Raw genomic sequence first — 20,589 nt, forward strand, 5'->3', positions numbered from 1 at the left:
CAAAAGCATGCTGATAAAAGCACGCTTTATAAACATAATTAATCATCAAATTCACATGTAAAAATACATCTTCAAAATAAGTTTTCGTGAAGATCAGTGCTCAGCATCAGCCCAAAAATCAGTTAAATTGGAAGTGTTCTCTATAAAAACAATAAATCAGAATTAATTAAAGTCCCATTTCTTCGGCAAGTCGAATACCGGCCGCGTTCAACTCATAACGCGTGCGTTGCGTTCGTTCATCGCGTTGTCGGACGCGGATGTAACCACCATCCGCGTCAAGTGCCACAATCTCACGCAACACAAGCGCGTGAGCCACACCAAATAATCGTGAAAAGGTCCTGCTGTCCGAGGCTATATCAAGCGCGGTTGCAGCAAGAATGCCTGCACCAAGACGCGAAATCTTACCCGACGACGCCTCAAGCGCATCGACAAGCGCCAAATATTCTGCTTCTTCGCTCACGCCCCAACCACCTGCACAGGGCGAAACGACACAATGATCGATTTTGATGTCGGCGTATCGCTCCCCTCACCGGAGCTGCCAAGTGGCACCAGCACATTCATTTCGGGATAGTAGCCTGCAATACACCCACGCGGAATATCATAAGGCACAAAGCGGAAATCACGCGCGACACGCTCCACACCATCGGCAAAATCACCGACAATATCAGCCCGGTCACCTGCCTCGACACCAATATCCGACATATCGGCAGGATTCATGAACACCACCTGCCGTTCGCCATACACGCCGCGATAACGGTCATCCATGCCATAAATCGTCGTGTTGTACTGGTCATGGCTGCGGAAGGTCTGAAGCACATAGCGCCCTGACTTGCCCCGCGCTTGCTGATGCTCAATGGCTTCCGGCAAAGCACCACTCCAGAACGTGGCCTTACCCGCCGGTGTATCCCATTCCAGTTCACGCGCTGAATTGCGCAAATGAAACCCACGCGGCACACGCACGCGCTTGTTAAAATCGTAGAAGTCCGGCAAGACCCGCGCAATATGATCGCGGATCAGATCATAATCATCGGCCAGCGCCAGCCAATCAACCGGCTTTGGTCCCAGAGTTGCATTGGCAATGCCGGCAATGATCGCAACTTCCGAACGCAGCAGCGGTGACGCGGGTTGATTGATACCACCCGACCCATGAACCATGCTCATGGAATCTTCAACCGTTACAATCTGCGCAACAGCTTTAGAATTGAGATCAATCTCGGTGCGGCCAAGACATGGGAGGATGAAAGAATCCTTCCCCGGCACAAGATGCGAATGGTTGAGCTTGGTTGCGATATGGACAGTCAACCTTTGACCGGAGAGCGCTTTGGCGATCATTGGGCTATCGGGCGTGGCACGTGCGAAATTACCGCCAAGGCCTATGAACGCCTTTGCTGAACCATCAAGCATTGCGCCAATCGCACCCAGCACATTGTGCCCGGCAGCGCGGGGCACATTGAACCCAAATTCTTTCTCCAGCGCATCCAAAAATGCTGCCGACGGCTTTTCATTAATGCCGACCGTTCGATCACCCTGCACATTGGAGTGACCACGCACAGGGCAAAGCCCGGCTCCCGGCTTACCAATATTGCCGCGTAGCAGCATGAAATTGGTGATTTCGCGGATAGTGATCACTGAATGCCGGTGCTGCGTAATGCCCATCGCCCACGTGCAAATAACTTTGCCAGCCTGCATGTAAATGCGCGCGGCGTGCTCCAGAGCCTCGCGTAAAAGACCGGACTGATCTTCGATTTCTTCCCACGTCGTCGCATCGACTGCTTTGCGATACGCTTCAAACTCAGCCGTATGTTGCGCCAAAAACTCCCGATCAAGAACCGAAGGTTTACCCTCAGCCAGAGCTACATCATCAGCCGCAAACACAGCTTTTGCCATGCCACGAAAAGCCGCCATATCACCGCCGAGACGCGGCTGATAATAATCGCTGGCAATTGCTTCGCTACCGCCGCGCATCATTTCAAGTTTATCCTGCGGATCCGAAAAACGTTCCAGTCCGCGCTCGCGCACAGGATTAAAAACGACAATCTTGGCGCCGCGTTCGGCTGCGCGACGCAAATCGCCCAACATGCGCGGATGATTGGTTCCGGGATTCTGTCCAACGACAAAAATCGCATCGGTCTGCTCAAAGTCCTCAAGCAGAACAGTTCCCTTACCGACACCAACAGCCTGTGTCAGAGCTACACCACTCGCCTCATGACACATATTCGAGCAGTCAGGAAAATTGTTGGTGCCATAGGAACGCACAAAAAGCTGATAAAGAAATGCTGCCTCATTGGATGCACGGCCAGATGTGTAAAACTCAACACGATCCGGCGTATCAAAGCTCTTTAAAATACTGCCGATAGTCGCAAATGCTTCATCCCATTCGACCGCTTCAAATTTATCAGTCGCCGCATTATAGCGCATGGGATGCGTAAGCCGCCCGGTATTTTCAAGCGCATAATCCGTCCACGAGCGCAGTTCTGAAACCGTATGTTCGGTGAAAAACTTAGGCGTTGTGCGTCGCTCGGTGGCTTCCCACGCGACAGCCTTCACACCATTTTCGCAAAACTCGAAAGAAGAGCCATGTTCCGGGTCGCCCCATGCACAGCCGGGGCAGTCGAAACCGTCGGGCTGATTGGCTTTGAGCAACGCACGCGCACCCGTCAAAGGCGCACCGCTTGCAAGCAATTGCTTGCCGCAGCTTTTCAATGCACCCCATCCACCTGCAGCACTCGACTTTTTTCCAATAAATCCAGTGTCTTGAGTTTTGCTCATTTTGCCATCCTCGACTGCACAGCGCTTCAGCCACACCATTAATGCATAACTATGCTACGTTTCTCAGGCTATTGATTTTCAGTATGCGTCAAAAGCAGCCGCGAATTCTCACAAAGTTCTCTTTACATAATAGCATATGGCATCAACATCTCAGTCACAAAAGCCACCAGATAGTATAGTTGGAAGTGACATGCGATCAAATAACTGAGAGTGAACCGCCTCCGATTATCGGATGGCTCTTGATTTCAGCCGCGCAATCCTTCATGCGATTGGTAAAGAAAACTTACCACAAGGGGTGAGAAAATGCCCAATATCGTCGAGATCGCCGATCTCAAGCGACTTGCCAAGCGCCGCGTCCCGAAAATGTTCTTCGATTATGCGGATTCAGGCGCATGGACGGAATCGACCTATCGCGCCAACGAGAGCGATTTTTCCAAGATCAAATTGCGTCAGCGCGTGTTGGTCGACATGACCAATCGTTCACTGGAAACGACGATGATCGGTGAAAAAGTTTCGATGCCTGTCGCACTTGCTCCGACCGGCCTTACTGGCATGCAGCACGCGGATGGCGAAATGCTGGCTGCTCAGGCGGCGGAAGCAGCCGGTGTTCCCTTTACCCTTTCGACCATGAGCATATGCTCAATCGAAGATGTGGCATCAGTAACCAAGAAACCATTCTGGTTTCAGCTCTATGTCATGAAGGACCGCGAATTTGTGAAAAACCTGATCAGTCGCGCCAAAGCGGCAGGCTGTTCGGCTCTGGTGCTAACGCTCGATCTGCAAATTCTCGGCCAGCGCCACAAGGATCTGCGCAACGGATTGTCCGCCCCGCCAAAATTCACCCCAAAGCATATCTGGCAGATGGCCACGCGTCCCGGTTGGTGCATGGGCATGATGGGGACGCAACGACGCACATTTCGCAACATTGCCGGTCACGCTAAAAACGTCACCGACCTCTCCTCGCTCTCTTCATGGACCGCCGAACAGTTCGACCCGCAATTGAGCTGGAAAGACGTGGCATGGATCAAGGAACAATGGGGCGGCAAGCTGATCCTCAAGGGTATTCTCGATGAAGAAGATGCGCTTATGGCAGCCAAAACGGGTGCTGACGCAATCATCGTTTCCAACCATGGCGGCCGCCAGCTCGACGGTGCCGTCTCCTCGATTTCGATGCTGAAACCCATCGTGGACGCGGTCGGAGATCAGATCGAAGTGCATATGGATGGCGGTATCCGCTCCGGTCAGGACGTACTCAAAGCCCGGGCACTTGGTGCCCAGGGCGTCTATATTGGACGCCCGTTCCTTTATGGCCTTGGTGCGATGGGCAAGGATGGCGTCACACTGGCGCTTGAGATTATCCGCAAAGAACTCGATATAACAATGGCGCTTTGCGGCAAGAGAAACATTAACGACATTGATCAGTCGATACTTAAATCGGCAGATTTCAAGTAAAAATTCCACAATTCATACATCGAGAAAAAGTCACTTAGAAACAGTCATTTAAAGCATCGATCTGCCCCAGGCAGATCGATGCTCTGGAGCTTATTACTTTCAAAACCCAGTCCAACTTTAGTCCCCACTAATAAAAAGTAACATTAGCTTAAGCATATTCATTTACCATCTTTGGCTAACGGTTCGGGAGCCGCTATTTGTTTATTTTGGAGTTGGTTAGATGAAAAATGTTTCCGCGATAGCGCTCATGGCATGTGGAATGCTGATCGGTGCAAATGGAGCGCACGCAGCTGACATTATTCTTGAAGAGCCGGTAGTCCTTGCGCCTGCTCCTCTGCCGGTAGCATCTGGCTGGTACATTCGCGGCGACATCGGCTACAATTTCAAGAATAAGACAGATGGCGATTGGGCTTTCTGGAATCAATTTGACCCGCCTTATCGCGGCATTGACGACACATTGAAATATGATGAGTTCGACCTCAAGGGCGGCGCGTCTTATGGCGTCGGCGTTGGTTATCGTTTCAACGAAATGTTCCGCGCTGATGCGACATTGGATTTCTTCCGCGCTGGCATCAAAGGCCGCACCGATTGCCCAAGCTATGTGAAGTCAGCAAAGGGATTAAACCTCATTGAGGACAACTGCCATTATGAGGATTCCTCAACGGCAAATATCTGGACTGCCATGGCCAATGCCTATGTCGACCTGCCAAAGGTCGGTGTACTTACGCCTTATCTCGGCGCGGGACTGGGCGCCGCCTATGTTAATTATGGCAACTGGAACACACGTCAGGTTTGCACTGAAATCAACTGCGATTACCAGTCCGAGAAAGACGGTCTGGACAGCTGGCGTTTTGCAATGGGCCTGATGGCGGGTGTGAGCTACGATCTGACCGAACAGCTCAAGCTTGATCTCGGCTATCGTTATCTGCGCATCAACGGTGGCAAAGCCTATGGTTACGATGCAGAAGACCGCAGCACCAACCCTTTTGGCAATGTTGAAGGTCCGGGAGCAACCGGAACCCAAGCCCATGACAATGGCTTCAACATCCACACCGTTCGCGCTGGTCTTCGCTACGAATTCCGCTAAGACGCACCTGCCTCATCATGAAAAAGCCCGGCCCCGTGCCGGGCTTTTTCATGCACGGTTTGTCGGCGTCTTTGATAACAGCACCGTACGGATTGCAAAGCTTGAATGAATACGCGCGACGCCCGGCAGTCGCGACAGAATTTCCTTATGAATGATTTCATAGGAAGCCGCATTCTCGGCCTCAACCCGCAGAATATAATCTGCATCACCCGTCATCAAATAGCATTCCTGCACCTCCGGATGACGCCGCACGGCTTCTTCAAAACGATTGAGATATTCTTCCGTTTGCCGGTCCAGCGTGATGCGCACGATGGCCACAAGCCGCTCGTCCCCGCCTGACGAGCCAACGATCGCGGTATACCCGCGAATGACACCACTTTCTTCGAGAATCTGCACTCGCCGCAGACAGGCCGACTGTGACAAGCCGACTTCTGCTGCAAGCTGGCTGTTGGTCATACGCCCTTCGCGGCGCAGACAACGGATTATATTGCGATCAATGTTGTCGAGTGTTGCCATGCAGAATATTCAACCAAAAAGCTAATATGTGCGCAAATCATGTTAAAATTCGCATAATCTTCGATAAATTGCAAAAACATTCAAATAGTCTTCGACTATCATGATCTCTATCGTTTTGAAGGCAATAAATTATGAACTGTTGCTTTCCAGAACGATGAGCTTTTGGGAGGAAGCGGATCGATCCTGTTCATCCCGTAACCATTTGAGTGAACTGGAAATGACCGAGATGTCGATGCATTTTTCCCAGACCGAGCGCGACCTCGCCGCAGGTGGCATATTGACGATCGACCTTGCGGCTCTGCGTCACAATTATTCGACCATTTCCAGCCGCATTGCACCCACGCGCGCCGCTGCCGTTGTAAAGGCAAATGCCTATGGCCTCGGTGCAGAACGCGTAGCACCCGCCTTTTATGAAGCGGGCTGCCGCGACTTCTTTGTCGCCCATCTTGGCGAGGCAATTTCGCTCCGTCCTTTTCTCAACCCTGATGCGACGCTTTATGTGCTCAACGGCCTACAGCCCGGCACAGAAGCTGCCTGTGCACGCGAAAAAATCCTGCCTGTTCTCAACTCCATTGAGCAGATTGAAAACTGGTCGGCACTTGCCGCAAGCCTGAACGAAAAACTGCCTGCGCTTTTGCAAATTGACACTGGAATGTCACGCCTTGGTCTGTCGGCCAAAGAACTCGACCAGCTGATCGATGACCAGCATTTGCTCGACCATATCGATGTAAAATTCGTCATCAGTCATTTGGCGAGCGGCGACGAACCGGAAAACCCAGCCAATGCGCGCCAGCTTGCGGCTATGTCGGCAGCGCTTACACGTTTGCCAAAAATGCCAGTCGCATTTTCAAATTCCGGCGGCTGCTTCCTCGAAAATACCTATCACTTCAATCTCGCACGCCCCGGCGTGGCACTTTATGGTGTAGGACCGGCAGCGGGCGAAAACCCAATCAAGCCTGTGCTCGAATTGTCCGCACGCATCATTCAGGTGCGCGACATCGATAAAGGCGTTGCCGTCGGCTATGCCGGCACATTCATCGCACAAGCACCGATGCGGGTTGCAACCATTGCGGTGGGTTATGCCGATGGCTGGTTCCGCTCTTTGAGCAACAAAGGCTCAGCATTTTACGGCGATACACGCCTGCCGATTGTTGGTCGCGTCTCGATGGATTCGATCACGCTCGACGTCACAGCAGTCCCTGAAGGCACCCTTACCCTTGGCAGTCTGGTCGAACTGATCGGTCCGCATCAGCGGCTCGAAGATGTGGCGCGTGATTGCGACACTATTCCTTACGAAATCCTGACATCACTGGGCGATCGCTATGCGCGTATTTACGTGGATGGTCAGACGCCAAAAGCACAAGCATAAATATAAGAGGCGAACATGCATATCATCATTCTGGGCAGCGGCGTTGTTGGTGTCACAACGGCCTATTATCTGGCCAAGCTCGGCCATGAGGTCACCGTTGTCGACCGTGAGGAAGGCCCAGCACTTGAAACCAGCTTCGCCAATGCCGGACAGGTTTCGCCCGGCTATGCATCGCCATGGGCAGCACCCGGAATTCCGCTGAAAGCTGCCAAATGGCTGCTACAAAAACACGCCCCGCTTGTGCTGCGCCTAACCACTGATCCGAAGCAATATACCTGGCTCTTGCAAATGCTCGCGAACTGCACCGAGAGCCGCTACAAGGTTAATAAAAGCCGCATGGTGCGCGTTGCCGAATATAGCCGCGATTGCCTCGTTGCGCTGCGCGATGAAACCGGCATTCAATATGACCAGCGCACAAAGGGAACCTTGCAGCTCTTCCGCGAACAATACCAGCTCGACGGCATTGGCAAGGACATCGAAGTTCTGCGTCAGGATGGCGTGCCTTTTGAAGTGCTAGACCGCGAAGATTGCGTTCGCGTTGAACCAGCTCTGGCGCGTGCCAGAGACAAATTTGTTGGCGGATTGCGCCTACCCAATGATGAGACCGGCGACTGCTTTAAATTCACCAATGCGCTGGCGAAAATTGCGGAAGGTCTTGGCGTTAAATTCCGCTTCGGCGTCGATATTAAATCGCTTCTGCTGACCAGCGGAAAAGTCTCCGGCGTTGAGACATCGCAAGGCGTGTTGACAGCTGATCGCTATGTCGTCGCACTTGGCAGCTACACACCTGCTCTGGTCAAATCACTTGGGCTGAATGCGCCCATTTATCCGGTCAAAGGCTATTCGATCACCGCTCCGATCATCAATGAAGAACTGGCGCCGGTTTCAACCGTGCTGGATGAAAGCTTCAAAATCGCCATCACCCGCCTTGGCGACCGCATCCGCGTTGGCGGCATGGCCGAAGTCTCCGGCTTTACCAAGGATTTGCCAGCCGCTCGCCGTGCAACGCTCGATCTTTCGGTCAGCGACCTGTTTCCGGGCGGTGATCTGAAAGCTGCAACCTTCTGGTCGGGACTGCGCCCGATGACGCCGGATTCAACACCAATCATCGGTGGCACCCGCTACGATAATGTATTCATCAATGCAGGCCACGGCACGCTCGGATGGACCATGGGGCCCGGCTCCGGCAAGCTACTCGCAGACCTGATCTCCGGTAACAAGCCAGACATTCAGGCCGATGATCTGGGCATTTCACGCTACGCATAATCGCTGCTGAATCACATTGTTAACAAGGTGATTCAGCCCTTTGAATAGCGAGCAATATTAGAAACTTGGTGGTGTGCAGGCGCTCACCACTAAGCACTCCGCCGGCCCCACACATCGGAACCGATGCGGCAACTTGCTTGAAAAATAATAGGCGTCCCCCGGCCCCAGAATTCGGCGATCAGTTCCGACCGTGACTTCGATGCGTCCTGAAATGACAATCCCTCCCTCTTCGCCTTCATGCATGAGTAAGACCTTGCCGGTATCTGATCCCGGCTCATAGCGCTCTTTGAGGATTTGCAACGAACGCGCAAACAGGTGATCCCCCACCTGCCGATAGGAAATTGGACCTTTGCCAATCTCCACAAGCTCATCTGCCTGATAAAACACCTTATGCGGTGCATCCGGTTCAAGTGCAAAAAAATCGGCCATTCCGATAGGAATTCCATCGAGAATACGCTTTAATGCGCCCACCGAAGGATTGGACTGATTGGCTTCGATCAGCGATATGGTGGAGTTGGTCACGCCTGCGCGTTTTGCAAGCTCACGCTGAGACAGATTCTGCCGCATACGTACATAGCGAAGCCTGCCCCCAATATCGATGCTCATCGATGCTTCCTCATACTGTTTATGATGTTCGATATATCACAAACTTTATCTCTAAAGCACGTAAATTCAATGATTTAATTTTTAGGAGAAAAGGACTTGTTGCACGCAAGAAAGCATGTCCTCTTATCCTCAAAATAGGAGGTCCTAATGCTCAACAACACCAACGCACCAAGCCTTGATAACTTCTGGATGCCCTTCACGGCAAACCGCCAGTTCAAGGCCGCTCCTCGCCTGCTCGCAAGCGCTTCGGGCATGTATTACACCGATGTCGACGGCAAACAGGTGCTGGATGGCACGGCAGGTCTTTGGTGCTGCAATGCCGGTCATGGGCGTAAGCAGATCACCCAGGCTGTCGAACGCCAGATCTCGACCATGGACTTCGCGCCAACTTTCCAGATGGGCCACAATATTGCTTTCGACTTTGCCGAAAAGCTGGCAGCTATTGCGCCCGGTGGACCGGATGCTAAGCTCGACCGCGTCTTCTTCACCAATTCGGGTTCTGAATCGGTTGATACCGCACTGAAGATCGCCATTGCCTATCAGCGCGCCATTGGTCAGGGTACGCGTACTCTGATTATCGGCCGTGAAAAAGGCTATCACGGCGTTGGTTTCGGCGGCATTTCCGTGGGTGGCCTCGTCAATAATCGTCGCGTCTTCCCACAGATTCCTGCTGATCACATGCGCCATACACTCGATATTGGCCGCAATGCATTCTCCAAAGGCCTGCCAGCACATGGCATAGAACTGGCTGACGATCTGGAACGTCTGGTTCAGCTGCACGGCGCAGAAAAAATCGCAGCAGTCATCGTGGAGCCCATGTCCGGCTCTGCCGGTGTCGTCCTGCCGCCAAAGGGCTATCTGGAGCGCATCCGTGCAACCGCTGACAAGCACGGCATCCTCGTGATCTATGATGAAGTCATCACTGGCTTTGGTCGCCTCGGCACGCCATTTGCTGTCGATTACTTCGGCGTAAAGCCTGATCTTGTCACCACCGCCAAAGGCCTCACCAACGGTGCCATCCCGATGGGTGCAGTCTTTGCCAGCCGCGCGGTGCATGATGCACTGATGACCGGTCCGGAAAACGCCATCGAGCTCTTCCACGGCTACACCTATTCCGGCCATCCGGTTGCCTGTGCTGCTGGTCTTGCTACGCTTGAAATCTACGCCGAAGAAGGTCTTCTGATCCGCGGTGCAGAACTGGCTGAGCATTGGCAGAATGCCTTACATTCGCTGAAGGGCGCGCCAAATGTCATCGACATCCGTAACCTCGGCCTCGTTGGCGCAATTGAACTTTCGTCCCGTGAAGGTGCGGTTGGGGCACGCGCTTACGACGTCTTCACAGACTGCTTCAAGAAGGGTCTTCTGATCCGCGTCACCGGCGATGTGATCGCTCTTTCGCCACCGCTGATCGTCGAAAAGGAACAGATCGACACCATCGTTTCAATGATCGGAGATGCACTGAAACGCGCAGCCTGATCGCTACCCAGTCAGGCTGCAACAGAGCGCCACGCGCCGTGTCAGCCGCGCGAAGGACGCTCTGAAATTTTCCTACGCATCGCGCTTTCCAAAATCGAAATCGATTTTGGGCTGATGCTGTAGCCGCCGCGTTCCCCTGCGGCGGCTTTTTTTGTCTCTTTCGTTATGAATCATATTGTTTGGAAAAGAGGCCAAAGGATCCCGGCCATTATCATTTTAGCTTCCGCTATGCAGAAACACCCCAAAATCGTAATAACATTACGCTACATAACAGGTCTGTCTCTGTATCTGCCTTCCCAAAAATAAATGTTTCACTTCAACAACTGACGGCATATGAAAGGCTGCGATGTTCTTCGCAATCTCTTTCATATAGTTTGCGCGCATCTTATCCGAAAACCGCTAGACACTTTTCGGGATGCACTTGTTCAGGACCTATACATCATGGCCGTTTCAGTAGAACTTGAAGACCGTATCGTCTATGTAAATGGCGAATATGTCAGCGCCCGCGATGCCCGTATCTCCATCTTCGACCGTGGATTTCTCTTCGGCGATGGCATTTACGAAGTAACCGCAGTCCTTGACGGTAAGCTGGTCGATAGCGACCCGCATATGAAGCGTCTGCGTCGTTCGACAGGTGAAATCGGCATCGCTATGCCGATGAGCGAAGATGAGATTGTCGAGATCGAGCGCGAACTGATCCGCCGCAACAATCTCACTGAAGGTTTGGTCTATTTGCAAGTTACCCGCGGTGACGGTCGCGATCGTGATTTTGTCGCTAAAGGCTTGAAGCCATCGGTGGTTCTGTTCACCCAAGTTAAAGCTCTTGCCAACCGGCCGGAAGTCGCAAAAGGCATCCGCGTGCTTTCACTGGATGATATGCGCTGGAAGCGTCGCGACATCAAGACCGTTTGCCTTCTGCCGCAAGCTCTCGCCAAGGAAATCGCCAAGGGTTCCGGTTGCGATGAAGCCTGGATGTTAGAGGACGGCTATGTCACTGAAGGCGCATCTTCGACCGGCTACATCGTCACGCAGGATGATGTCATCGTCACCCGCCCGAACAGCAATGCGGTCTTGCCGGGTTGCACGCGCTTGTCTCTTTTGCAGCTCATCGCCGAGACCGGCATGAAGCTTGAAGAGCGTCTTTTCACGATTGATGAAGCATACGCTGCGAAAGAAGCTTTCATGACAAGCGCGGGTACTTTTGTAACGCCGATTTCGTTTATCGACGACAAGCCTATCGGTGGCGGCAAGCCGGGTCCGGTCGCACTCAAGCTGCGTGAAATTTATCTCGACCACGCGCGCCGCACTGCAATCTGAGAACAATAAATCAGGCTGAAAACAGATCGGGCCGGAACTGAGTTCCGGCCCGGTTTGCTCACGCCTCCCTCTCCCAAAAGAGCGGAGCAAAAGCGCTAAAACACGTTTTTTGTGCGCATCTTACGCAAAAAAGCGATGTTAAAATTGTGATTGACTCGGCAAATCCGTGTCAAAAATATGGCAATCCTGTGGCAATGCCCCTTTTTAGCGACGTTGGTTGTAGACGTCGATACACACTGCACCCAGCAGAACGATACCCTTGATCACCTGCTGATAGTCGATACCAATACCCAAAATCGACATGCCGTTGTTCATCACACCCATGATGAGCGCGCCGATAACAGCGCCCGTCACACGACCCACGCCGCCATAAGCAGACGCGCCGCCAATGAAGCAGGCAGCAATCACATCCAGCTCAAAACCAAGACCTGCCTTTGGCGTTGCAGTATTAAGACGAGCCGCGAAAACCAGACCAGCAAGTGCAGCCAGCACACCCATATTGACGAATGCAAGGAAGGTCAGTCGTTCGGTTTTCACGCCCGAAAGCTTGGCCGCATGGCGGTTGCCACCAACAGCATAAATCTGTCGTCCGATCACCGTGCGCGTCGTGAGAAACGCATAGGCTGCAATCAGAACAGCCATAATAATCAACACGTTAGGCATGCCGCGATGCGATGAAATCAGCAGTGCGAGATAAGCAATACCGGCAAAAAGCACGATATTCTTGACCACGAAAAAGGCGAACGGCTCTGTTTCCACCTCATGCGCAATGTGGCGTGCACGCGATCTGGAATTCTGCCAGACGAGAAAACCGGCCAGCACCAGACCGAGGATCAGCGACGTCAGATAAACACCACCCGTCGCACCAATGAACTCAGGAATAAAGCCCGACGACAATTTCTGAAACATCGGAGGGAATGGACCGACCGACTGTCCACCAAGAACCGCCAGCATCAATCCCTTAAAAACCAGCATGCCTGCAAGGGTGACGATGAAGGACGGGATATTGAAATACGCGACCCAGAACCCCTGCATCGCGCCGATAATACCACCGGCGATCAGACACAGAATGGCAGCAATAGGGAACGGAATTCCCCACCGCACCATCATTACCGCAGCCAGTGCGCCGATAAATCCGCAAACCGAACCGACCGACAAATCGATATGGCCAGTCACGATAATCAGCAACATGCCAAGCGCCATGATGACGATATAACTGTTTTGTAACACGAGGTTAGTCAGGTTCAGCGGCTTCATCAGCACGCCCCCCGTGACGATCTGGAAAAAGATCATAATCGCGATAAGCGAGAGCAACATTCCCGATTCACGCAGATTGTTTTTGAGATAACGCCCGATACCGCTTGGCGCTTTCTGGACTACGTTCTCGCTCATGATTGTTTTCCCTTATTGCGCATGATCGCACGCATGATGTTTTCCTGCGTTGCTTCTTCGCCAGATACTTCGCCGACGAAGGCTCCCTCATGCATGACGACAATGCGGTCGCAGATTCCGATCAGCTCTGGCATTTCGGATGAAATGACGACCACGCCCTTGCCGCTTTCGGCCAGTGAATTGATGATTGTGTAGATGTCGTATTTCGCGCCCACATCGATGCCGCGCGTTGGCTCATCGAGGATGAGCACATCCGGCCCGGTGAATAGCCATTTCGACAGCACCACCTTCTGCTGATTGCCGCCGGAAAGCGTTCCAGTTTCCTGATAAACATTGTGGCAGCGGATGCTCATCTGCTGTCGATAATCATTGGCAACCTTCATTTCGCGGATACTGTCTATGACACCACCGGGACTAACGCCTCGCAAATGTGCGAGTGATATGTTGCGCGAAATATTCTCGCCAAGAATAAGGCCGAGCTTTTTGCGATCCTCTGTCACATAAGCGAGCCCTGATTTGATAGCGCGGGCAACGGTGGAAATATCAACCGGCTTGCCATTCATCCGTGCTTCGCCGGTAATATTCGTGCCCCATGAACGCCCAAACAGGCTCATGGCGAACTCGGTGCGACCAGCACCCATCAAGCCTGCAATACCGACGATCTCACCGGCACGTACATTGAACGAGACATTTTTGACCGCGTGCCGCTCGGGGTGCAGCGGGTGATAAACTGACCAGTTTTTTACATCCAGAATGGTGTCACCGATCTTCGGCTCACGCTTCGGATAGCGGCTTTCCAGATCACGATCGACCATCTTGCGGATGATCTCATCTTCTTCGACTTCACCCTCATGGCAATCGAGCGTCGCAACCGCTCGACCATCGCGCAGCACCGTGATCTTATCGGCCACTTCGCGAATTTCATTGAGCTTATGTGAGATCAGGATGGAGGTGATGCCCTGCGCGCGAAACTCCTTGAGCAATGCCAAAAGCGCCGCGCTATCAGTTTCGTTCAAGCTCGCAGTGGGTTCATCAAGAATCAGTAGCTTCACACGCTTGGAAAGCGCCTTGGCGATTTCGACAAGCTGCTGTTTGCCAACACCAATATCGGTCACCAGCGTATCAGGCGATTCCGTCAGGCCGACTTTCTTCAACAGAACCTTGGTCCGCTGATAGACTTCGCTGCGGTCAATTACTCCATAAGAACCGGGCGGATTGACGAGAAAAATATTCTCGGCAATCGACATCAACGGCACAAGCGCGAGTTCCTGATGGATGATGACAATGCCCAGCGCTTCAGAATCGTTGATGTCGCGGAAGTGCCGCTCTTCGCCGTCAAAGACAATCGAGCCGTCATAGCTGCCAGAGGGATAAACCCCCGACAGCACCTTCATCAGCGTGGATTTTCCAGCGCCATTTTCACCCACAAAAGCATGGATCTCACCCGGCATAACGGTAAAATTGACGTCGCTCAACGCCTTCACCACACCGAAGGATTTGCTGATACCGCGCATTTCAAGCAGCGGCTGGCCACTCACATGCGGGCCTTCGCTGCCTGTCTCATGCGGGACAGGATTGGCTACATTCATTCGCTCGCTCCCATAACACAGCTGCAGTGCCATCAATTTGAAAGAACCTCGGCGCTGCAAAAGACAACGCTGTCAATCTTTCAGCCTAACCCATTTCGAAAACTGAGCAGTGGGGATGATGGCAATGAAGCAGGCATTCCGGACGCGCCATTTATGGCGCGTCCGGGCATAAAATTACTTGATCTGGTCTTCTTTGTAGTAACCGCTATCGACCAGAACTTCCTTCCAGTTCGACTTATCAACGATTACAGGCTTGAGCAGATAGGACGGCACAACCTTGACGCCATTGTCATAGGTCTTGGTGTCGTTGACTTCTGGCTCTTTACCGCTCATCGCAGCGTCAACCATATCGACGGTGACTTTTGCGAGTTCGCGCGTGTCCTTGAAGATGGTGGAGTTCTGCTCACCAGCGAGGATCGACTTGACCGAAGGCACTTCGGCATCCTGACCGGAAACGGCAGGCATTGGCATGTCGCCGCTACCATAGCCGACGCCCTTAAGCGACGACAGAATACCAATGGAAATGCCGTCATAAGGCGAAAGCACAGCATCGAGCTTCTTGTCGGAATAGAACGCCGACAGGATCGAATCCATACGCGCCTGAGCGGTTGCGCCGTCCCAACGCAACGTTGCTACCTTGTCCATACCAGTCTGGCCGCTGCCAACAATGACTTTGCCGCTGTCGATATAAGGCTGAAGAACCGACATCGCGCCGTTGTAGAAGAAATAGGCATTGTTATCGTCTGGCGAGCCACCGAAAAGCTCGACATAGAACGGGCCTTCCTTGTTCTTCAGATCAAGCGCCTTTTCAATCGACTGTGCCTGCAATACGCCAACCTGGAAATTGTCGAAGGTTGCGTAATAAGAAACATTCGGCGTGTCACGGATCAAGCGGTCATAGGCGATAACCTTGATGCCTGCATCATTGGCTTTTGCCAGAACGTCGGACAGTGTGGTGCCGTCAATCGATGCAACGACGAGAACCTTGGCACCCTTGGTGACCATGTTTTCGATCTGCGCCAACTGGTTCGGCACATCGTCTTCCGCATATTGAAGATCGGTCTTGTAACCGCGTTCCTGAAGGACTTTCACCATGTTGTCGCCATCGGCAATCCAGCGTGCCGAAGACTTGGTTGGCATTGCAACGCCAACGAGGCCCTTGTCCTCGGCATGTGCAAAGCCAGTAAAGGCAAAGGCGGCCAGCGCCGCTGCCAGTGTGAATGATTTCATGCCTGCCATTGTCTCACTCCCATAATTGGGCTGGCTCTTTGAGCCTGCCATTCTCCCAAATTTCCGCCCCCGCCTTAGGCTATGCGGAATTCCTCCATGAACAAGATGCTTTAAGCTTTCGTTTTTACGCATGTCTTTGTCCCAAAACCGGTTCCCACTTTTGGGAGACATGCTCTAGCCCGCGATCTTGTCCCATGCTTCAACGGCACGCTGCGCACGTTCGCGCACGTCAGCGACCGTCAATCCAGCCTTATAAAGACTGGAACCCAAACCGAAGCAGCTCACTCCTGCTGCCCGATAAGTGGCAAAATCATTCTCCGAGACACCACCCACGGCGCCCACCGGAATATCCTTTGGCAAGACAGCGGAGATCGCCTTGATACCGTCGGCACCCAGCACGCTTGCCGGGAAAAATTTCAGCGCAGATGCGCCAGCATGAATGGCACTGAAAGCCTCGGTCGGTGTAAACACGCCGGGCATCGTCACCATGCCATGTCTGCTCGCGCGGCGAATGACATCAGGCTCGACATTGGGACTGACCAGAAGCCTGCCGCCAACATCATTGAGTCGATCCACATTCTCGACCGAAAGCACAGTGCCAGCACCAATCAGCACATTATCCGGCGCAAGCTTTGCCGCCTTCTCAATGGAGACGAACGGCTCCGGCGAGTTGAGTGGAATTTCGATTGTCTCGAAGCCTGTCTCAATCAGTGCAGAAACAATGGCTTCGGTTTCTTCCGGGCGAATACCACGCAGGATTGCCACGAGCGGATAACGAAGCTTTGGCCATGCGATACGTTCGCTCATTGCGCACCTCCCGCAAATGCGTGTTTTGCCGCCATAAACAGCCCATCACGCACCAGTTCATCGGCTTCAATACGGTTCACTTTGATGCCTGCAATCTCAAGCGCGGATGCATAAACCGCACCCATCATTCCATCAGACAGCAGCAGGACTTCGTTCGTTTGTCCGAACAGAGTGCGGCCTCCGACAACTTCCAGTCCGATCAATAGACCCGACAAACGTGCAAGCTGATCTACCGGCTGATAGTCATTCACCAGCCAGCCTGCGCGAACCGTGAACAGCGCATTAGCGATAAGCTCAGGTGTTGCAAGCGAAGCCTTCACACCGGCGGCAAAGGCTGCACTTTGCGGATCAACCGGCCCAGCTCCTTCAAGCGCACCAGCCAGAACCGACTTGTCTTTCAAAAGCGCAAACAATTCACCCGTCATGAAAGAGCGATAATCGTTGAGCTTGCCGTCTGCAATATACACCCATTTGGCGTGCGTTCCAGGCATGACAACCACCGCATCACGCGTGCCGCTATGCACAAGACCAAGCAACTTGGTTTCTTCGCCGCGCATCACGTCCGGCGCATCCTCGCTGCGTCGCGCAACACCCGGCAGCATGATGACATGCCGTTTCGCAGGCACGCGCACCGCAGCAGCAACAATGCCTTCCAGTCCAGCAGGCAGACTCATAAAGGGCGCTTCTATCCAGCCGGTACGCGAACCCGCCATGCCGCAGATCACCACAGGCAGATCATCGGGTGCACCAAGCTGGGTCAGATGCTTTTCAAGCAGCGTCTCAAAGCCTGCTTCTTTTGCAAAGAGCAACCCGTCGTCGCCGCGGCTTTCATTGAGCACATTACTATCAACATCCAGCGTCCAGAGGCGGAACCGGGTCGTTCCCCAGTCCGCAACTGCTGCGAATGGTGTCTTTGCGCCGGACATTTAGTGGTTATCTCGCGGCAGGCCACGCGTATGCGCGATGTCCTGATATTTAACCGCGTTTTCGAGAACCGCACCTGTTTCCATCTGGCCAACAACAGCGCGCTGGATTTCCTGCCATGGTGTCTGGCTTTCAGGATATTTATAACCGCCAGCAGCTTCGAGAGCCTTGCGGCGCTCTGTCAGTTCTTCATCAGAAATCAGAATATCAGCAGTTCCGCGACCAAGATCGATACGAACGCGATCACCCATTCTGAGCAGCGCCAGACCGCCGCCAGCAGCCGCTTCCGGCGATGCATTCAGAATCGATGGCGAACCGGACGTCCCCGACTGACGGCCATCACCAATGCAAGGAAGCGAGCTGATGCCTTTTTTGAGCAGATAATCAGGCGCACGCATATTCACGACTTCCGCCGCACCCGGATAACCGATTGGGCCTGCACCACGCATAAACAGCACCGAACGCTCATCGATTTCCAGAGACGGATCGTCGATGCGGTGATGATAATCTTCCGGCCCATCAAACACGATTGCCTTGCCTTCAAAGGCATTCGGGTCTCTGTCGTCAGAAAGATAGCGATTGCGGAATTCTTCCGAAATAACGCTCAGTTTCATAATCGCCGACGAGAACAGATTGCCGCGCAGCACCCGGAAACCAGCATGGCTCTTCAATGGCTGATCATAGGTCTTGATGACATTGCTGTCTTCAATCGTAGCACCCTTACAGTTTTCACCGATGGTCTTGCCGTTAACAGTTAGCGCGTCTTCATGAATGAGGCCCTGCCCCATCAGCTGATTAACAACCGCTGGCACACCGCCCGCATGGTAATAATCTTCACCAAGATATTCGCCCGCTGGCTGGAGATTAACCAGAAGCGGAATTTCCTCACCATATTTCTGCCAGTCATCAATCGTCAGATCGACGCCAAGATGACGCGCCAGAGCGTTCAGATGGATCGGCGCATTGGTCGAACCACCAATGGCGGAATTGACGCGGATCGCATTGATGAAGGATTCCTTTGTCATGATGTCTGTTGGCTTCAGATCTTCATAGACCATTTCCACAATACGGCGACCGGTCAGATAAGACACTTCCTGACGATCGCGATAAGGCGCGGGAATTGCTGCCGAACCTGGCAACTGCATACCAAGTGCTTCAGCAAGCGAGTTCATCGTCGTGGCCGTGCCCATGGTGTTGCAATAGCCGGTCGATGGAGCTGAAGACGCCACCAGCTTGATAAAGCCCGCATAGTCGATCTCACCCTTGGCCAGCAGTTCGCGCGCCTTCCAGACGATCGTGCCCGAACCCGTGCGTTCACCACGGAACCAGCCATTGAGCATCGGACCAACGGAGAGCGCAATCGCCGGAATATTGACGGTCGCAGCAGCCATCAGGCAGGCAGGCGTGGTCTTGTCACAACCAATTGTCAGCACAACGCCATCGAGCGGATAGCCATAAAGCACTTCGACAAGGCCGAGATAAGCAAGGTTACGATCAAGGCCCGCAGTCGGGCGCTTACCCGTTTCCTGAATTGGGTGAACCGGAAATTCGATCACGATACCGCCCGCTTCACGCACACCTTCACGCACGCGATTGGCCAGCTCCAGATGATGACGGTTGCACGGTGAAAGGTCAGAGCCCGTCTGCGCAATACCGATGATCGGTCGACCGGATTGCAGCTCTTCCTGACTGAGACCGTAATTCATGTAGCGCTCAAGATAGAGCGCAGTCATATCAACATTGTCCGGGTTATCGAACCATGCGCGTGAGCGGAATCTTGGTGCTTTCGGGTCGACGGGCTTATTCATTTCATTGTCCTGCATGGGTAAGAGACCGCCGGGCGGCCCCAATTCCTAATCTTCAAAGGCTTCAACCGCGTGACGCTTTCCGAGAAGAAAAGCATCGGCCACATGGGTCAGCGGCGTGAGATCAACATCGCTGCGCCCCTCGCCAACAAGCTGCACAAAATTCCGGTAAAGGCGCTGATATTCACGATCAGGCTCGGCCATTTTCTCCGTGCCTGCGATGGTCAACCGACTACCGCCATGGCTCAACAGCAGCGTGCCTTTATCGGTCTCGACGCGAATATCCCATGTCTGCGGACCCGTCTGGCGCCAGTCGAGCTCAAAGGAAACAGGCACACCGTTTTCCGTCTCGAAGCTGAGATCTGCTGCAATCGGTGCCGCACGATTTTCAGGGAAATAGAGATCGGACTTCGTCAGGAAAAACCGTTCCGGCAAAATATGCGTGACAATCGACAGCGCATTGATGCCCGGATCGAACACTCCAAGACCACCCGGCTCCCAGATCCATTGCTGGCCGGGATGCCAATGACGCACATCCTCTTTCCACGACACCGCAACAGACTTGATTACGGCGCCTTTCAAAAATTCACGTGCCGGTTCAACGGCTGCGGCTTCGCGTGAATGCCACGTTGCATAAAGCGTAACGCCCTGCTTTTCAGCAAAACGCGTGAGTGCCTGCACTTCCGAGATTGTCGCACCCGGAGGCTTCTCCAGCATCACATGCTTGCGCGCCTTAAGTGCCGCATAGGCTTGCTGAAATCGGCCCTGCGGTGGCGTGCAAAGCGACACCGCATCAATGGCAACGTCACTCTCAAGCAACTGTTCGATGTCGTGAAACGATGGCAGACCATCAAGTCCAGCATTGCGGCTGGCAATGGCTTTGAGCTCAATGCCATCAATGGCTTCGATAGATGGCAGATGTTGGTCGCGGGCAATCTTGCCGAGACCAACAATTGCCAGATTGATATTGGATGCGGCCGCCAT

17 protein-coding genes are annotated in these 20,589 nt (G+C 53.2%); 6 read left to right on the top strand and 11 right to left on the bottom strand.

The features are described 5' to 3' along the window. Positions 1-166: 166 nt before the first annotated feature. Positions 167-460, bottom strand: a complete 294-nt coding sequence (locus CEV31_RS02525) for a hypothetical protein (RefSeq protein WP_094505333.1) — start codon at positions 458-460, stop codon at positions 167-169. Next, on the bottom strand, positions 457-2,769 hold the full coding sequence (locus tag CEV31_RS02530; protein ID WP_094505404.1) for an FdhF/YdeP family oxidoreductase: 2,313 nt from the start codon (positions 2,767-2,769) through the stop codon (positions 457-459). Before CEV31_RS02530 ends, CEV31_RS02525 begins: the two co-directional genes overlap by 4 nt. A 303-nt stretch (positions 2,770-3,072) precedes the next feature. Here CEV31_RS02530 and CEV31_RS02535 point away from each other — a divergent pair, with 303 nt between their 5' ends. Both CEV31_RS02535 and CEV31_RS02540 read left to right on the top strand, forming a co-directional pair. Continuing rightward, complete coding sequence (locus tag CEV31_RS02535) at positions 3,073-4,221, top strand: alpha-hydroxy acid oxidase (protein ID WP_094505334.1); 1,149 nt, start codon at positions 3,073-3,075, stop codon at positions 4,219-4,221. A 220-nt stretch (positions 4,222-4,441) separates the two neighbouring features. Then, a complete protein-coding gene (locus CEV31_RS02540) occupies positions 4,442-5,308 on the top strand; it encodes an outer membrane protein (protein ID WP_094505335.1) in 867 nt (288 codons plus the stop codon). Between the two features lie 48 nt (positions 5,309-5,356). Here CEV31_RS02540 and CEV31_RS02545 read toward each other — a convergent pair whose 3' ends face one another. Further along, the gene (locus CEV31_RS02545) at positions 5,357-5,824 is read right to left on the bottom strand and encodes an Lrp/AsnC family transcriptional regulator (protein ID WP_094505336.1); all 468 of its coding nucleotides are present in this window, start codon (positions 5,822-5,824) and stop codon (positions 5,357-5,359) included. Between the two features lie 217 nt (positions 5,825-6,041). On the opposite strand from CEV31_RS02545, the gene alr reads away from it, so the two are divergent. Together alr and CEV31_RS02555 are read left to right on the top strand one after the other, a co-directional pair. Then, positions 6,042-7,193: an alanine racemase gene (gene alr, locus CEV31_RS02550; RefSeq protein WP_094505405.1), complete on the top strand. Its 1,152-nt coding sequence runs from the start codon at positions 6,042-6,044 to the stop codon at positions 7,191-7,193. Between the two features lie 15 nt (positions 7,194-7,208). Further along, entirely contained in the window at positions 7,209-8,459 is a 1,251-nt protein-coding gene (locus CEV31_RS02555; RefSeq protein WP_094505337.1) for a D-amino acid dehydrogenase, read from the top strand. 57 nt (positions 8,460-8,516) lie between these two features. Here CEV31_RS02555 and CEV31_RS02560 read toward each other — a convergent pair whose 3' ends face one another. Then, positions 8,517-9,065, bottom strand: a complete 549-nt coding sequence (locus CEV31_RS02560; RefSeq protein ID WP_094505338.1) for a cupin domain-containing protein — start codon at positions 9,063-9,065, stop codon at positions 8,517-8,519. A gap of 147 nt (positions 9,066-9,212) precedes the next feature. Here CEV31_RS02560 and CEV31_RS02565 point away from each other — a divergent pair, with 147 nt between their 5' ends. Together CEV31_RS02565 and CEV31_RS02570 are read left to right on the top strand one after the other, a co-directional pair. Then, on the top strand, positions 9,213-10,541 hold the full coding sequence (locus tag CEV31_RS02565) for an aspartate aminotransferase family protein (RefSeq protein ID WP_094505339.1): 1,329 nt from the start codon (positions 9,213-9,215) through the stop codon (positions 10,539-10,541). A 441-nt stretch (positions 10,542-10,982) separates the two neighbouring features. Then, positions 10,983-11,858: a D-amino-acid transaminase gene (locus tag CEV31_RS02570; protein WP_094505406.1), complete on the top strand. Its 876-nt coding sequence runs from the start codon at positions 10,983-10,985 to the stop codon at positions 11,856-11,858. A gap of 204 nt (positions 11,859-12,062) precedes the next feature. Here the strand turns inward: CEV31_RS02570 and mmsB are convergent, their stop codons facing one another. The 7 genes from mmsB to CEV31_RS02605 all read right to left on the bottom strand — a co-directional run bounded on the left by mmsB (position 12,063) and on the right by CEV31_RS02605 (position 20,589). Continuing rightward, the gene (mmsB, locus tag CEV31_RS02575; protein WP_094505340.1) at positions 12,063-13,250 is read right to left on the bottom strand and encodes a multiple monosaccharide ABC transporter permease; all 1,188 of its coding nucleotides are present in this window, start codon (positions 13,248-13,250) and stop codon (positions 12,063-12,065) included. Continuing rightward, the gene (mmsA, locus tag CEV31_RS02580) at positions 13,247-14,839 is read right to left on the bottom strand and encodes a multiple monosaccharide ABC transporter ATP-binding protein (RefSeq protein WP_094505341.1); all 1,593 of its coding nucleotides are present in this window, start codon (positions 14,837-14,839) and stop codon (positions 13,247-13,249) included. Before mmsA ends, mmsB begins: the two co-directional genes overlap by 4 nt. A gap of 174 nt (positions 14,840-15,013) precedes the next feature. Then, the gene (gene chvE / locus CEV31_RS02585) at positions 15,014-16,078 is read right to left on the bottom strand and encodes a multiple monosaccharide ABC transporter substrate-binding protein (RefSeq protein ID WP_094505407.1); all 1,065 of its coding nucleotides are present in this window, start codon (positions 16,076-16,078) and stop codon (positions 15,014-15,016) included. A gap of 165 nt (positions 16,079-16,243) precedes the next feature. After that, a complete protein-coding gene (locus CEV31_RS02590; protein ID WP_094505342.1) occupies positions 16,244-16,876 on the bottom strand; it encodes a 2-dehydro-3-deoxy-6-phosphogalactonate aldolase in 633 nt (210 codons plus the stop codon). Beyond that, positions 16,873-17,802 carry a 2-dehydro-3-deoxygalactonokinase gene (locus CEV31_RS02595; protein ID WP_094505343.1) on the bottom strand — a complete coding sequence of 310 codons (930 nt, stop codon included), beginning with the start codon at positions 17,800-17,802 and terminating at the stop codon, positions 16,873-16,875. Before CEV31_RS02595 ends, CEV31_RS02590 begins: the two co-directional genes overlap by 4 nt. Beyond that, positions 17,803-19,608: an IlvD/Edd family dehydratase gene (locus CEV31_RS02600; protein ID WP_094505408.1), complete on the bottom strand. Its 1,806-nt coding sequence runs from the start codon at positions 19,606-19,608 to the stop codon at positions 17,803-17,805. 45 nt (positions 19,609-19,653) lie between these two features. Then, complete coding sequence (locus CEV31_RS02605) at positions 19,654-20,589, bottom strand: Gfo/Idh/MocA family protein (RefSeq protein WP_094505344.1); 936 nt, start codon at positions 20,587-20,589, stop codon at positions 19,654-19,656.

It is taken from the genome of Brucella thiophenivorans (assembly GCF_002252445.1).
Classification (GTDB): domain Bacteria; phylum Pseudomonadota; class Alphaproteobacteria; order Rhizobiales; family Rhizobiaceae; genus Brucella; species Brucella thiophenivorans.